This is a genomic window from Enterobacter sp. SA197 (assembly GCF_054131575.1).
The window spans coordinates 743,731-757,900 of the sequence record NZ_CP096393.1; the positions used below are offsets into that span (position 1 = coordinate 743,731).

The following is a 14,170-nucleotide window of genomic DNA, read 5'->3' on the forward strand; positions in this document are numbered from 1 at the left end:
AGAGCCATGCCAAAACGTACAGACATAAAAAGTATCCTGATTCTGGGTGCGGGCCCGATCGTCATCGGTCAGGCGTGTGAATTTGACTACTCTGGCGCTCAGGCGTGTAAAGCCCTGCGTGAAGAGGGCTACCGCGTCATTCTGGTCAACTCCAACCCCGCTACCATCATGACCGACCCGGAAATGGCGGATGCGACCTATATCGAGCCTATCCACTGGGAAGTGGTACGCAAAATTATTGAAAAAGAGCGCCCGGATGCGGTTCTGCCCACCATGGGCGGCCAGACGGCGCTGAACTGCGCGCTGGAGCTGGAGCGTCAGGGGGTGCTGGCTGAGTTCGGCGTGACCATGATTGGTGCCACCGCCGACGCGATTGATAAAGCAGAAGACCGTCGTCGTTTCGACGTGGCGATGAAGAAAATCGGCCTTGATACCGCCCGTTCTGGTATCGCGCACAATATGGAAGAAGCGCTGGCGGTGGCGGCTGACGTGGGCTATCCGTGCATCATCCGTCCCTCATTCACTATGGGCGGCACCGGCGGCGGCATCGCTTACAACCGCGAAGAGTTTGAAGAAATTTGCGAACGCGGCCTGGATCTCTCCCCAACCAAAGAGCTGCTGATTGACGAGTCGCTGATTGGCTGGAAAGAGTACGAGATGGAAGTGGTGCGTGATAAAAACGACAACTGCATCATCGTCTGCTCCATTGAAAACTTTGATGCGATGGGCATTCATACCGGTGACTCTATCACCGTGGCGCCCGCTCAGACGCTGACTGATAAAGAGTATCAAATCATGCGTAACGCCTCGATGGCGGTACTGCGTGAAATCGGCGTGGAAACCGGCGGCTCTAACGTGCAGTTCTCGGTGAACCCGAAAAATGGTCGTCTGATTGTTATTGAGATGAACCCGCGCGTGTCCCGCTCTTCAGCGCTGGCCTCTAAAGCTACCGGCTTCCCGATTGCGAAAGTCGCGGCCAAACTGGCGGTGGGCTACACCCTCGACGAGCTGATGAACGACATCACCGGTGGCCGCACACCTGCGTCCTTCGAGCCGTCCATCGACTACGTGGTCACTAAGATCCCTCGTTTTAACTTCGAAAAATTTGTCGGCGCTAACGACCGCCTGACCACCCAGATGAAATCCGTTGGTGAAGTGATGGCGATTGGCCGCACTCAGCAGGAGTCCCTGCAGAAAGCGCTGCGCGGCCTGGAAGTGGGTGCCACCGGCTTTGACCCGAAAGTGAGCCTTGATGACCCGGAAGCGCTGACTAAAATTCGCCGCGAGCTGAAAGACGCAGGCGCAGAGCGTATCTGGTACATCGCCGATGCTTTCCGCGCCGGCCTCTCCGTTGACGGCGTGTTCAACCTGACCAATATTGACCGCTGGTTCCTGGTGCAGATTGAAGAGCTGGTGCGTCTGGAAGAGAAAGTCGCTGAAGTGGGCATTACGGGGCTGGACGCTGACTTCCTTCGTCATCTGAAACGCAAAGGCTTCGCCGATGCCCGTCTGGCGACGCTTTCCGGCGTGCGTGAAGCAGAAGTGCGCAAACTGCGTGACCAGTATGGCCTGCACCCGGTCTACAAGCGCGTGGATACCTGTGCGGCGGAATTTGCGACCGACACCGCCTACATGTACTCCACCTATGAAGATGAGTGCGAAGCGAACCCGTCCGTTGACCGCGATAAAATCATGGTGCTGGGCGGCGGTCCGAACCGTATCGGTCAGGGCATTGAGTTTGACTACTGCTGCGTTCACGCCTCGCTGGCGCTGCGCGAAGATGGTTATGAGACCATCATGGTCAACTGTAACCCGGAAACCGTCTCGACCGACTATGACACCTCTGACCGTCTCTACTTTGAGCCGGTCACGCTGGAAGACGTGCTGGAAATCGTGCGCATCGAGAAGCCAAAAGGCGTCATCGTGCAGTACGGTGGCCAGACGCCGCTGAAGCTGGCGCGCGCGCTGGAAGCGGCTGGCGTACCGGTTATCGGCACCAGCCCGGATGCGATTGACCGCGCCGAAGACCGTGAGCGTTTCCAGCAGGCGGTTGACCGTCTGAAGCTGAAGCAGCCGGCGAACGCCACGGTAACGGCTATTGAGCAAGCAGTTGAGAAGGCAAAAGAAATCGGCTATCCGCTGGTGGTGCGTCCTTCCTATGTACTGGGCGGGCGGGCAATGGAAATTGTCTATGACGAGATTGACCTGCGTCGTTACTTCCAGACGGCGGTCAGTGTCTCCAACGATGCGCCTGTCCTGCTGGACCGCTTCCTCGACGATGCGGTAGAAGTGGACGTGGACGCCATCTGCGATGGCGAAAGAGTCCTGATTGGCGGCATCATGGAGCACATTGAGCAGGCGGGCGTTCACTCCGGCGACTCTGCCTGTTCTCTGCCAGCCTACACCCTGAGTAAAGAGATCCAGGATGTCATGCGCGAGCAGGTACAGAAGCTGGCCTTTGAACTGCAGGTGCGTGGCCTGATGAACGTTCAGTTCGCGGTCAAAGACAACGAAGTCTACCTGATAGAGGTGAACCCACGCGCAGCGCGTACCGTTCCTTTCGTCTCCAAAGCGACCGGTATTCCACTGGCGAAAGTGGCCGCACGCGTGATGGCGGGCCAGACGCTGGCACAGCAGGGCGTGACCAAAGAGATTATTCCTCCTTATTACTCGGTCAAAGAAGTGGTGCTGCCGTTTAACAAATTCCCTGGCGTTGACCCGCTGCTCGGGCCAGAAATGCGCTCTACCGGCGAAGTCATGGGTGTCGGTCGCACCTTCGCAGAAGCGTTCGCGAAGGCACAGCTGGGCAGCAACTCCACCATGAAGAAGCAGGGCCGTGCGCTCCTCTCCGTGCGTGAAGGTGACAAAGAGCGCGTGGTCGACCTGGCCGCTAAGCTGCTGAAGTACGGCTTCGAGCTGGATGCGACGCACGGTACGGCGATTGTGCTGGGCGAAGCGGGCATCAACCCACGTCTGGTGAACAAGGTGCATGAAGGTCGTCCGCACATTCAGGATCGTATCAAGAATGGCGAGTACACTTACATCATCAACACCACTGCGGGTCGTCAGGCAATTGAAGACTCCAAGCTGATTCGCCGCAGTGCGCTGCAGTATAAAGTGCATTACGACACCACCCTGAACGGCGGTTTCGCGACGGCGATGGCGCTGAATGCGGATGCCACCGAGAAGGTGATTTCGGTGCAGGAGATGCATGCGCAGATCGTGAAATAAAACCGGGTTGACTAACCGAAAGCCAGCGCAAGCTGGCTTTTTTTATTTTCGTCCCCCCTAAATTTAATAGTTAATTTATTTTTCACTATGCGAGAGCCATCCTTTACCCTTAAAACCGTGTCGTTTACTGAGTTCGTCTTTCACGTTTAAGGAGAAACACGTGTTAAAAAGAATAATGCTTTTGGGTGCCTGTCTGACGTTAACCGCCTGTTTTGGCGACAGCAAAGAGTTTCTTATTGATAACCCGACCGGGAAACCATTAGCGATTTCGATCGACGATCAAAAAATAACGATCCCGGCAAAAGAAACGCAAAATATTAAGCTGGACGCGGGTCAACACACGCTGACCCTGGAGAGTGGTGAAAAGGTCAAATTCAGCGTGTTTGACGCCTGGCCTCGCTCAGGCGAGAGTGGTCTTATCAACCCTACCCGGACCCGCTATATATATGTGGTACAGAAGTATCTGGCGCAAGGGGTACAGCCAGCCGGTGAAAACAGTGATGTGCATACTCTGACGATTGACGGACAGACCGTCACCGGTCCGTTTAACGATCTGGGCAGCGAGCTGTTTATTGATAAATTCGCGAATAGCTGGGAACTGAAACCCACTGAAGCTTTCCCTGAATCGATGTCCTCTACCTCTAAAGATAACTACAAAACCAAGATATTCCGTATAGAGGACTTTAAGCACTATTATAGCAATGAGTTTTCTCCGTCTGCTGATTACACTCAAAATATGCGCATCACAGAGTCGCGTTATCAGCCGCCGGTTATCACCGCCCATTTCAGCTCCCCTGAGCTTCAGCAAAATCTGAATGATGCCACCAAAATTTACACCGACTTCATTCATGCCGGGTCGGCAGATGAACAAAAAGATCTGCTGAAAGAATTCGAAAAACAGAACCGCGAAAAATGGCGCAGCCCTAAAGCAGGCGGCGAAGAGCTGACCCGCTATTATGAAGTGATGACCAATCTGAATCACACCATGATGAGCTCTATTCTTGAGCTTAAACCCTAACCTCTGAGGGCCGGGCAGGCGCTTATCCGGCTGCCCGGCCTCAGAACCTTCTGTATTTACATAAATTTTCAGCAAGTTAACCTAAAATAATAAGGCGAATAATCAAAACCAACTGAAAGCAGGGGAGAACACCATGCGATCGAAACTACTGATAACGTCCATTTTTGCTGCCGCCACGCTGTTTACCGTCGCGGGCTGTTCATCCAATCAGGCAGTGAAAACCACCGATGGCAAGACCATTGTTACAGACGGTAAACCAGAAGTAGACAGCGATACCGGGCTGGTGTCCTATGAAAATGCTGAAACCGGTAAAACCGAGCAGATCAACCGCGATCAGCTTAAGAATATGAGCGAACTGGATAACTAAGTTCGCGAAGCAGTGGCCTCCGTCACTGCTTCTCTCTTCTTTTGCCTGATTATCAAGGCGGTATTTTCAGTGAGTACACAGGTTAGGCCTGTAATAAGGATTTATCGCTTTTAGATTTACATCCGCGGCAAAATATAAATTAATTAAAGCCTCGCACATATTCACCGTGGATATATATATGTCCTGGTGGTGAAGTTTACTGAATATAAATAATAAATATTATTAATTGTCGCTGTGAATTTTTAAACAGTGTTTTCTATAGTTTTGATTTGTGTCATTGGCGGTAAGGGCGTATTAAAGGAAAATTATTTCCTTTTTAGGTACTCATCATGGATGAAAACAAAAGCCCTAAAGAGAGTATTTCTCTCAATATAACGCGGCGCAGGTTTATGAAAGGCAGCGCGGCGTTAGTGACGCTTCCATTTATTTCTACCAAAAATGCGCAAGCGACAACCCTGCCACCAGAATCAACATCTGGCGTGGCAGAGCAGGTTATCCCGACCTGCAGCACTTTCGATTGCGGCGGAAAATGTGATATTCGTGCGCATGTCTTAGACGGCGTTGTAACGCGCATCGCCACGCGTCCGGATGCGGCCCTGGATCCCGATATGCCAATCATGCGTGCATGTGTGCGAGGCCGGGGTTATCGGAAATTTGTCTACCATCCTGACCGCTTGAAATATCCGATGAAACGCGTTGGTAAGCGCGGGGAAGGAAAATTTGAGCGGATTTCCTGGGATGAAGCCACTACTCTTATTGCAGATAATCTAAAACGTATTACGGATAAATACGGTCCTGAATCACGCTTTGTGCATAATAATACGGCGACAAGCGGCGGTGCGTTCTCTGGTGATGGAATGATGCGCCGACTTTTAAATCTTACAGGCGGTTATCTCTCTTATTACCATTCCGTTAGCCTTGGTAATACGGTTGCAGCCACACCTTACACATATGGGGCGGCAGCAAGTGGTAATTCGTTAGATACACTTGAAAATACCCCATTAGTCATTCTTTGGGGACATAATCCTACAGAAACAATATTTGGTCATACCAACCACTATTTTCAGAAAATGAAAAAGAACGGTACGCGTTTTATAGTGGTTGACCCGCGTTATTCAGACACGGCCTCTTCACTGGCTGACGAGTGGATCCCGCTGCTGCCTACTACTGATAATGCGTTAATGGATGCCATGATGTATGTCATCGTCAGTGAAAATCTACATGATAAAACCTTTATTAATCGATATACGTTAGGGTTTGATGAAGATTCAATGCCAGACGGCGTGCCGGAAAACGAATCGTTGATGGCCTATCTCATGGGCAAAAAAGACGGTGTAGTGAAAACGCCGGAGTGGGCCGAAAAAATTACCCATGTTCCCGCACAGACCATCCGCCAATTAGCCCGGGACTACGCAACAACAAAACCGGCTGCGCTGATTCAGGGCTGGGGTCCCCAACGTCATAACTGCGGTGAGCGTACGGCACGTGGTTCTACCCTGCTGGCAACGATAACGGGCAACGTAGGTGTGAAAGGTGGCTGGGCTGCGGGTTACGGCGGCTGCGGAAATCGTAAATTTACCACGGGTACTGAGACGCTGGATAACCCGGTGAAAGAAACGCTCTCTATCATGAACTGGGTTCAGGCAGCTGAGGACGCCAGCAAAGTGACACCAGAGGACGGTTTAAAAGGTACCGACAAGCTGAAGAGCAATATACGTATTTTGTTTTCTCTGGCGGGGAATTACCTGGCGAATCAGAACCCTGATATCCATCAGGCGGTAAAGGTTCTGGAAGATGAAACTAAAATTGAGTTTATCGTTGTCAGTGACCTGTATCTGTCTCCCAGCGCGAAATATGCCGACGTGTTATTACCGGAAACAAGCTTCATGGAGCGCTGGAACATTGGCGAAACATGGGGGACCGCCAATTATCTTATTCTTTCCGAAAAATTGATCGAACCTGATTTTGAACGTCGTAGCGATTATGAGTGGCAGCGTGAAGTGGCCGCGAAGCTTGGTGTGGAAGCGGCATTCAGTGAAGGGCGTGATGAAAAGCAGTGGGTCGAGCATATTTGGGAACAGTCGCGAAAGGCCATGCCTGAAGAACATCTGCCCACCTTCGCAGAACTGCTGGTGAAGCGTCAGCATCTGTTCAAAGGCGCGCCTCATGTGGCGTTCGCAGACAACATCCGGGATCCGGAGAATCATCCTTTCCAGACGCCCTCCGGTAAAATTGAGATCTTTTCCAAACGTCTCTACGACATGCACCATGCAGAAATACCTGCATTGTCTCATTACGTACCCGCTCATGAAGGGCCCGACGATTCGCTCGCACAAAAATACCCTTTGCAGTTAATTACCTGGAAGGGGAAGAACCGCGCTAATTCCACCCAATATGCGAATCCGTGGTTGCAGGAAGTGCAAACGCAAAGGCTATGGATTAACCCGCAGGACGCAAAGCCGCGCGGTATTCAACAGGGCGATATGGTGCGCATTCACAATGACCGAGGCATTAGTCAGATTCCGGCGGAAGTGACACCCCGCATTATCCCAGGTGTTGTGGCAATGCAGGCAGGTGCATGGTGGAAGCCGGATGCTCAGGGTGTCGATCACGGGGGATGTGCCAATGTGCTCAGTTCGGCGCGTATTACTGCGCTGGCGAAAGGGAATTCCCATCAAACCATGCTGGTAGAGGTAGGTAAAGCATGAGCCAATTCATTGATTACGCATCGGTAAGTGAAAAACAGTTGGGTTTCTTCATTGATTCTTCTCGCTGTTCAGGTTGTAAGGCATGCCAGGTGGCATGTAAAGATAAAAATAATCTTGAGGTGGGACGGCGATTTCGGCGGGTCTACGAAGTGAATGGCGGCGGGTTTGTCCCTACCGGACAAGGCGGCGTAGAAAACAATGTCTTCGCTTACACATTGTCGATTTCCTGCAATCACTGCGACGATCCTGTTTGCACAAAAAACTGCCCAACTGGAGCGATGCATAAACGCGCAGGTGATGGGATTGTTCGTGTTGATACGGATAAGTGTGTGGGATGTGGTTATTGCGCATGGTCTTGCCCCTACGGCGCACCACAGCTTAATACTCAGACCGGACAAATGTCCAAGTGTGATATGTGTATCGATCTTTTAGCAAAAGGTGAGCCGCCAGTCTGTGTGGCAACTTGCCCGCTTGGCGCTATCGATTTCGGGCCTGTTGAAGAATTGCGCGCAAAGTATGGGGCCCTCTGTGATGTAAAAGGATTACCAGACTCTTCCATTACCCATCCTAACCTGGTCGTGAAAGCGCATTCGGGTGCGGAAAAAGAGGAGTCACACCATGCATGAGTTACCGTTACTGATTTTTACCCTGCTGTTGCAGGGGGCGGTTGGCATTATGCTGTTTCTGTCTGTAGCCTTGTTGAAGGCAGCGGCCTGTCCCGATTATCAGGCGAGCCTCGCAAGACATTTTTTACCTGCCCTGATGGTTGCCTGCATGGCGGGCGGGGTTGGCTTGCTTGCATCTGTGTTTCACCTTGGCTACCCACTAAATGCATTGAATGCGTTGTGCCATATCGCCAGTTCATGGTTGAGTCGTGAGATCGTTTTCGCCACGCTTTTCCTCGCTTCGTTGGGATTGTGCACACTTCTTGCACTTATGTTTAAACGGCTCTGGGGTTGGCTTATCCCGCTCGCAGCTTTGTTGGGATTAGTGGATGTCTTCTGCATGAGCGCTATTTATATGCACGCTTCAGTGGTGACCTGGACGCATATTAATACACCGTTGATGTTTTTTGGTTCGGTCGCCATTATCGGCGCGGTAGCCTCCACTATTCTCATCGCTGGATGCCGGTATACGCCTGCGCCATTGACGCGAAACCTGATGCGAATGGCGATTGCCCTTATTGGTGGGGCTATATTGGTGCGTCTGCTGGGGCAGCCTTCCTATCTGGAGTGGCTGGCGCAGGCCCTACAAAGTGATGCGGTGACCTTCCCGCATCAACCCCTTGTGGCCTTTTCTTCAATGAGCACTCTGCGTCTCGCCGCATGGTGTCTATCAGTACTGGGTGCACTCGTGTTTGTCGTTGGCGCATTACGTGCCAGCAGGAAAGCTATTTTTATCGGCGGTGTGCTCCTGATTGTGGCGGAGGTGCTATTGCGTTTGGTTTTCTTTAGCATCCAGTAATGTTGCGTTTTTCTCTTGCAGAGTCCCCTGCCCCGCCGGGTGTAGGGGAGGCCTGTTCCCGCCGCCGTTTTCGCCGCTCTTCATGCAGGGCGTGCGTTGATGTCTGTCCGGTGCAGGCATTATCCTTCACCGGTAGCGGCCCCATTCTCAACAATGATCACTGTATTCGTTGCGGCAACTGTCTGTTTGCATGTCCAGTTGGCGCCGGGGCATTAACGAATCTAAGTCCGGTTGCACGATATTACCGTCGCGATCGTCTGGTCTCTCCTTTTTCTTCCTGTCCGGCAAGTGCGAACGAATTACTGATATGGCATACCGACTATGCCATTCGCGGTGTGGAGATGGAACTGGACGCTCACCCTGCGTGGGGGCGGGAAATAGCGATATTAAATCTTCGCTTACAGGCGCTTGGTGAGCCCGCCTGGTGCGTTTATCCACCGCAAGAAAGTACAGTGGATATCGTTCGCCGTAAAATGCTCCATACAAAGGGGGGCGAGGTGCGCTGCCACGCCGCGACGCCTGATGCTAATAGATCGCGGCAGGCTTTCCCGCAACAGAGTGAGTTCGCCTTAGCTATCGACAGGCAGGCATGTTTGTTGTGTGGGGCCTGCTTTCGTGCCTGCCCGACAGCCGTTTTTACCGTGGGTGAAGAGACACTGTCTATCCGCGAACAGTCCTGTTCAGGATGTGAAATTTGCGTGGCAGTTTGCCCAACGAAGGCGATATCCATCACCCCTTACATTCATAAAACGTCTTATAAAGATATCCCCCTCTGCCACCTGACCTGTAAAAGTTGTGGCCGCCTTTTCATCTCATGGGAAGGTAATATCGATGAGTGCGCAATCTGTCGGCAGCATAATCACGGCATGCGTTAACGATCTTGAGCAGAGGGCGGGTCTTCCCACCATGCCTGCAATTCCCTACAGATTATCTCTGTTTGCCGGTCGATTAACTGTCTACACTCACTGAAAAATAGTGCAGTGAAAGCAGGTTAATCAATGATTCTGATTATTTATGCGCATCCTTATCCGCAGCATTCCCATGCGAATAAGCGGATGCTTGAGCATATAGGGACGCTGGAAGGGATTGAAGTTCGCTCTTTATATGAGCTTTACCCCGACTTTACTATCGATATTGCGGCTGAACAGGCGGCTCTTAACCGCGCTGATCTGGTGGTCTGGCAGCACCCCATGCAATGGTATAGCACGCCCCCTTTACTCAAACTCTGGATCGATAAAGTCCTCGCCCACGGCTGGGCATATGGTCACGGGGCGCAGGCATTGAAGGGTAAAAGTCTGCTCTGGGCCGTGACCACCGGCGGTGGCCAAGCGCATTTTGACATTGGCTCCCACCCAGGATTTGAGGTTCTGGCTCAGCCTCTACAGGCGACCGCGCTCTATTGCGGCATGAAATGGCTGCCGCCCTTTGCGATGCACTGCACTTTTATCTGCGATGATGAAACCCTGGAAGGAGAGGCTCGTCATTACAGGCAGCGTCTGATTGACTGGCAGGAGGCCTCGCATGGATAGCCACAGCTTAATTCAGGCGCTGATTTATCTTGGCGCGGCGGCATTGATTGTGCCGATTGCCGTCCGGCTGGGGCTGGGATCGGTGCTGGGCTACCTCATCGCGGGCTGTATTATCGGCCCCTGGGGATTGCGCCTGGTGACGGATGCCGCGTCGATTCTGCACTTTGCGGAAATCGGTGTCGTACTGATGCTTTTTGTCATTGGCCTTGAGCTGGACCCGCGGCGTTTGTGGAAACTGCGCGTCCCGGTATTTGGCGGCGGCGCGTTGCAAATGGCCTCCTGCGGGTTACTGCTTGGCGGTTTTTGCATGGCGCTGGGGCTCGCCTGGCCGGTAGCGCTCCTGACGGGCCTGACGCTGGGGCTCTCCTCAACGGCGATAGCCATGCAGGCAATGAACGAACGTAACCTCACGGTCTCGCAAATGGGACGCAGCGCCTTTGCAGTGCTCCTTTTTCAGGATATCGCCGCCATTCCGCTGGTCGCGATGATCCCCCTGCTGGCCAGCAGCGGCGCATCGACCACCTTAGGTGCCTTCGCGCTCTCGGCATTAAAAGTTATTGGTGCGCTGGCGCTGGTGGTGGCGCTCGGTCGCTATGTGGCACGCCCGGCACTACGGTTCGTCGCCCGCTCCGGGTTACGTGAGGTATTCAGTGCCGTGGCGCTGTTTCTGGTGTTTGGCTTTGGTTTACTGCTGGAAGAGGCCGGGCTCTCAATGGCGATGGGGGCCTTTCTGGCAGGGGTTCTGCTGGCGAGCTCTGAATATCGCCATGCGCTGGAAAGCGATATTGAACCTTTCAAAGGGCTACTGCTGGGGCTCTTTTTCATTGGCGTCGGCATGTCGATTGATTTCGGCACCCTGGTTACCCACCCGTTACGTATCCTCATTCTGCTGGCCGGGTTCCTCATTATCAAAGTTACGGTGTTGTGGCTTATTGGCCGACCGCTGAATGTCCCTGCGAAACAGCGACGCTGGTTTGCCGCATTGCTGGGGCAGGGCAGTGAGTTTGCTTTTGTGGTCTTTGGAGCGGCACAGATGGCAGGGGTGTTGGATCCGGAATGGGTCAAGGCGCTGACCCTGACCGTGGCGCTCTCGATGGCAGCGACGCCGCTGCTGCTTGTTCTGCTCACCCGCCTGGATAACGCAGGAAGTACCCAGGCGCACGACGCGGATGAGATTGATGAAGATGAACCGCGTGTGATTATTGCAGGGTTCGGGCGTTTTGGTCAGATTGCCGGGCGTTTACTACTTTCCAGCGGGGTAAAAATGGTCGTTCTGGATCACGATCCTGACCATATCGAAACGCTGCGCAAGTTTGGTATGAAGGTTTTCTATGGCGATGCTACCCGCGCGGACCTGCTTGAATCTGCCGGAGCCGGCAAGGCAGAAGTGCTGGTAAATGCGATTGACGATCCGCAGGCCAGTTTGCAGTTAACAGAACTGGCACAGACACACTTCCCGCATCTGCGAATTATTGCGCGTGCACGCGATGTTGATCACTACATCCGCCTGCGCCAGGCGGGCATTGAGAGCCCGGAACGTGAAACTTTCGAAGCGGCGCTGAAGGTGGGGCGCATGGCGCTGGAAGGGCTGGGGCTTGGTCGCTATGAAGCCCGTGAGCGCGCCGATCTGTTCCGCCAGTTTAATACCCGGATGGTGGAAGAGATGGCGGAGGTGGAAAACGATCCGCAGTCCCGCGCCGCCGTCTTTAAACGTACCAGCGCTATGCTGACGGAAATCATCACCGAGGATCGGGCGCATTTATCATTGATTCAGCGCCACGGCTGGCAGGGAACAGAAGAGGGCCGCCATACCGGCGATCCTCATGATGAGCCGGAAGTAAAACCTCAGCCGTAACCGCTCCCGGTAATAAAGTGGGAAACTTGCGGGTAACGTGTTGATTCAACGGATATCGAAAGCAAAACGTCAGCGATACAGGCGAGGGGTGGCTTACAGAATGCGAAAATTTTCGCATTCTTTACCCTGCCGCCAGTCGACGAAAGAATGTGCTTTCCGTATAGTGGCGACAATTTTTTTGCATCCAGGAAATTATCAATGATCAGTCTGATTGCGGCGCTAGCAGTGGATCGCGTGATCGGCATGGAAAATGCCATGCCATGGAATTTACCCGCCGATCTCGCCTGGTTTAAGCGTAATACGCTCAATAAACCTGTCGTGATGGGCCGCCTGACGTGGGAGTCGATCGGACGCCCGCTGCCAGGTCGCAAGAATATTGTGATAAGTAGTAAACCCGGCACTGACGATCGTGTGCAGTGGGTCTCCTCGGTTGACGAGGCGATTGCGGCCTGTGGCGATGCGCAGGAGATCATGGTGATTGGTGGTGGTCGCGTTTATGAGCAGTTCCTGCCAAAAGCGCAGAAACTCTACCTGACGCACATTGACGCGGAAGTGGAGGGCGATACCCATTTCCCGGATTACGATCCCGATGACTGGGAGTCTGTGTTCAGCGAGTTTAATGATGCGGATGAACAGAACTCACACAGCTACTGCTTCGAGATTCTGGAACGTCGCTGATCTCCGGGCATAAAGCCTGCGAAAGCGATAGTAAAAAGCCTGACGGCACTGGCCTGTCAGGCTTTTTTATTAGGCTAACGACACGGGTTATGAGGCAACCGCTTCGCCTTCCTCGGGATCTATCTGGCGATTCGATGGTTGCACGAACCAGCTTTTATCTTCCCAGCGCAGACAGGTCAGGTCGCCACCCCAGCAACAGCCGGTATCTAACGCATATATCCCTTCCGGCGTCCCTTTTCCTTCCAGCGATGCCCAGTGACCAAACACAATGTTGTACTCCTGTGACACCGGACCGGGAATGGTGAACCAGGGTTTCAACGGGGCGGGCGCATGTTCAGGAATGTCTTTGCAGTACATATCCAGTTCGCCATTCGGGAAACAGTAGCGCATACGAGTAAAGGCGTTACTGATAAAACGCAGGCGCGCCATGCCGCTTAGCTCACTGGACCAGCTATTGGGATAATCGCCGTACATGCCGTCAAGGAAGAAGGGGTAAGAGTCGCTGGCGAGGATCGCTTCCACATCGCGTGCACATTGCTGAGCAATGTCCAGCGTCCACTGTGGCGTAATCCCGGCGTGAGCCATGACTAACTTTTTCTCTTCATCGACCTGTAACAGCGGCTGGCGACGCAGCCAGTTGATCAGCTCATCGGCATCTGCGGCTTCCAGTAAAGGCGTGAGCCGATCCTTTGGCTTGTTGCGGCTGATACCCGCATACACCGCCAGCAGGTGCAGGTCATGGTTGCCGAGAACCAGACGAACGCTGTCGCCTAAGGATTTCACGTAGCGCAATACGTCCAGAGAACCCGGTCCGCGTGCAACGAGATCGCCGGTCAGCCACAGGGTGTCTTGCTCAGGCACGAACTGTACCTGATTCAGTAATGCGATCAGTTCATCGTAGCAACCGTGAATGTCGCCAATAAGATAAGTAGCCATGAATTAGTGGATCAGTGTTTGGACGGCAAGTCGGAAGACCGGGATTGCGACGCGGAACGCCTTCCCTTGCGCATCGATCATCTCGTAATGGCCCTGCATTGTGCCCATTGGTGTTTCAATAACGGCACCACTGGTGTACTGATATTCTCCGCCCGGCTCAATGTGCGGCTGAACGCCAATCACACCTTCGCCCTGAACCTCAGTCTCACGGCCATTCCCGTTGGTGATAAGCCAATAACGCTTCAGCAACTGGACAGGGGTTCGCCCCAAATTCCGAAGGGTGATGGTATAGGCGAATACATAACGTTCTTCTTCAGGTGAAGATTGAGACTCAATGTAGACACTTTGTACCTGGACACTGATTCGGGGCGAATTGATCATGAA

At 53.1% G+C, this 14,170-nt stretch carries 12 protein-coding genes; 10 read left to right on the forward strand and 2 right to left on the reverse strand.

All coding sequences use genetic code 11. The annotated features are described in order from the left end of the window. Positions 1-6 precede the first annotated feature (6 nt). The 10 genes from carB to folA all read left to right on the forward strand — a co-directional run bounded on the left by carB (position 7) and on the right by folA (position 12,850). On the forward strand, positions 7-3,231 hold the full coding sequence (carB, locus tag M1D91_RS03440; protein WP_437431130.1) for a carbamoyl-phosphate synthase large subunit: 3,225 nt from the start codon (positions 7-9) through the stop codon (positions 3,229-3,231). A gap of 160 nt (positions 3,232-3,391) precedes the next feature. Beyond that, the gene (locus M1D91_RS03445; RefSeq protein ID WP_437431131.1) at positions 3,392-4,249 is read left to right on the forward strand and encodes a hypothetical protein; all 858 of its coding nucleotides are present in this window, start codon (positions 3,392-3,394) and stop codon (positions 4,247-4,249) included. Positions 4,250-4,382: 133 nt separating this feature from the next. Continuing rightward, entirely contained in the window at positions 4,383-4,616 is a 234-nt protein-coding gene (locus M1D91_RS03450) for a YgdI/YgdR family lipoprotein (protein WP_437431132.1), read from the forward strand. A 389-nt stretch (positions 4,617-5,005) separates the two neighbouring features. Then, positions 5,006-7,324, forward strand: coding sequence for a DMSO/selenate family reductase complex A subunit (locus tag M1D91_RS03455; RefSeq protein WP_437431133.1), 2,319 nt, complete (start codon positions 5,006-5,008; stop codon positions 7,322-7,324). Next, positions 7,321-7,950 carry a DMSO/selenate family reductase complex B subunit gene (locus tag M1D91_RS03460; protein WP_437431134.1) on the forward strand — a complete coding sequence of 210 codons (630 nt, stop codon included), beginning with the start codon at positions 7,321-7,323 and terminating at the stop codon, positions 7,948-7,950. Before M1D91_RS03455 ends, M1D91_RS03460 begins: the two co-directional genes overlap by 4 nt. Beyond that, on the forward strand, positions 7,943-8,788 hold the full coding sequence (locus M1D91_RS03465) for a dimethyl sulfoxide reductase anchor subunit family protein (RefSeq protein WP_437431135.1): 846 nt from the start codon (positions 7,943-7,945) through the stop codon (positions 8,786-8,788). The genes M1D91_RS03460 and M1D91_RS03465 overlap by 8 nt, the downstream gene beginning before the upstream one ends. After that, positions 8,788-9,663: a 4Fe-4S binding protein gene (locus M1D91_RS03470; RefSeq protein ID WP_437431136.1), complete on the forward strand. Its 876-nt coding sequence runs from the start codon at positions 8,788-8,790 to the stop codon at positions 9,661-9,663. Before M1D91_RS03465 ends, M1D91_RS03470 begins: the two co-directional genes overlap by 1 nt. Before the next feature lie 123 nt (positions 9,664-9,786). Then, on the forward strand, positions 9,787-10,317 hold the full coding sequence (gene kefF, locus M1D91_RS03475) for a glutathione-regulated potassium-efflux system oxidoreductase KefF (protein ID WP_437431137.1): 531 nt from the start codon (positions 9,787-9,789) through the stop codon (positions 10,315-10,317). Continuing rightward, positions 10,310-12,172 (forward strand): glutathione-regulated potassium-efflux system protein KefC, encoded by a 1,863-nt coding sequence (gene kefC, locus M1D91_RS03480; protein WP_437431138.1) that lies wholly within the window; start codon positions 10,310-10,312, stop codon positions 12,170-12,172. The genes kefF and kefC overlap by 8 nt, the downstream gene beginning before the upstream one ends. Before the next feature lie 198 nt (positions 12,173-12,370). Beyond that, on the forward strand, positions 12,371-12,850 hold the full coding sequence (folA, locus tag M1D91_RS03485) for a type 3 dihydrofolate reductase (RefSeq protein WP_437431139.1): 480 nt from the start codon (positions 12,371-12,373) through the stop codon (positions 12,848-12,850). Between the two features lie 87 nt (positions 12,851-12,937). Here the strand turns inward: folA and apaH are convergent, their stop codons facing one another. Both apaH and apaG read right to left on the reverse strand, forming a co-directional pair. Further along, entirely contained in the window at positions 12,938-13,786 is an 849-nt protein-coding gene (gene apaH, locus M1D91_RS03490) for a bis(5'-nucleosyl)-tetraphosphatase (symmetrical) ApaH (protein ID WP_437431140.1), read from the reverse strand. A 3-nt stretch (positions 13,787-13,789) separates the two neighbouring features. Beyond that, a complete protein-coding gene (gene apaG, locus M1D91_RS03495) occupies positions 13,790-14,167 on the reverse strand; it encodes a Co2+/Mg2+ efflux protein ApaG (protein WP_437431141.1) in 378 nt (125 codons plus the stop codon). Between the last annotated feature and the right edge of the window lie 3 nt (positions 14,168-14,170).

Bases quoted from the DNA above. Each gene is read 5' to 3' on its own strand.
- M1D91_RS03460 (WP_437431134.1), top strand. From the start codon at position 7,321: ATGAGCCAATTCATTGATTACGCATCGGTAAGTGAAAAACAGTTGGGT.
- M1D91_RS03450 (WP_437431132.1), top strand. From the start codon at position 4,383: ATGCGATCGAAACTACTGATAACGTCCATTTTTGCTGCCGCCACGCTG.
- folA (WP_437431139.1), top strand. From the start codon at position 12,371: ATGATCAGTCTGATTGCGGCGCTAGCAGTGGATCGCGTGATCGGCATG.
- apaG (WP_437431141.1), bottom strand. From the start codon at position 14,167: ATGATCAATTCGCCCCGAATCAGTGTCCAGGTACAAAGTGTCTACATT.
- M1D91_RS03470 (WP_437431136.1), top strand. From the start codon at position 8,788: ATGTTGCGTTTTTCTCTTGCAGAGTCCCCTGCCCCGCCGGGTGTAGGG.
- kefF (WP_437431137.1), top strand. From the start codon at position 9,787: ATGATTCTGATTATTTATGCGCATCCTTATCCGCAGCATTCCCATGCG.
- M1D91_RS03465 (WP_437431135.1), top strand. From the start codon at position 7,943: ATGCATGAGTTACCGTTACTGATTTTTACCCTGCTGTTGCAGGGGGCG.
- apaH (WP_437431140.1), bottom strand. From the start codon at position 13,786: ATGGCTACTTATCTTATTGGCGACATTCACGGTTGCTACGATGAACTG.
- M1D91_RS03455 (WP_437431133.1), top strand. From the start codon at position 5,006: ATGAAAGGCAGCGCGGCGTTAGTGACGCTTCCATTTATTTCTACCAAA.
- carB (WP_437431130.1), top strand. From the start codon at position 7: ATGCCAAAACGTACAGACATAAAAAGTATCCTGATTCTGGGTGCGGGC.
- kefC (WP_437431138.1), top strand. From the start codon at position 10,310: ATGGATAGCCACAGCTTAATTCAGGCGCTGATTTATCTTGGCGCGGCG.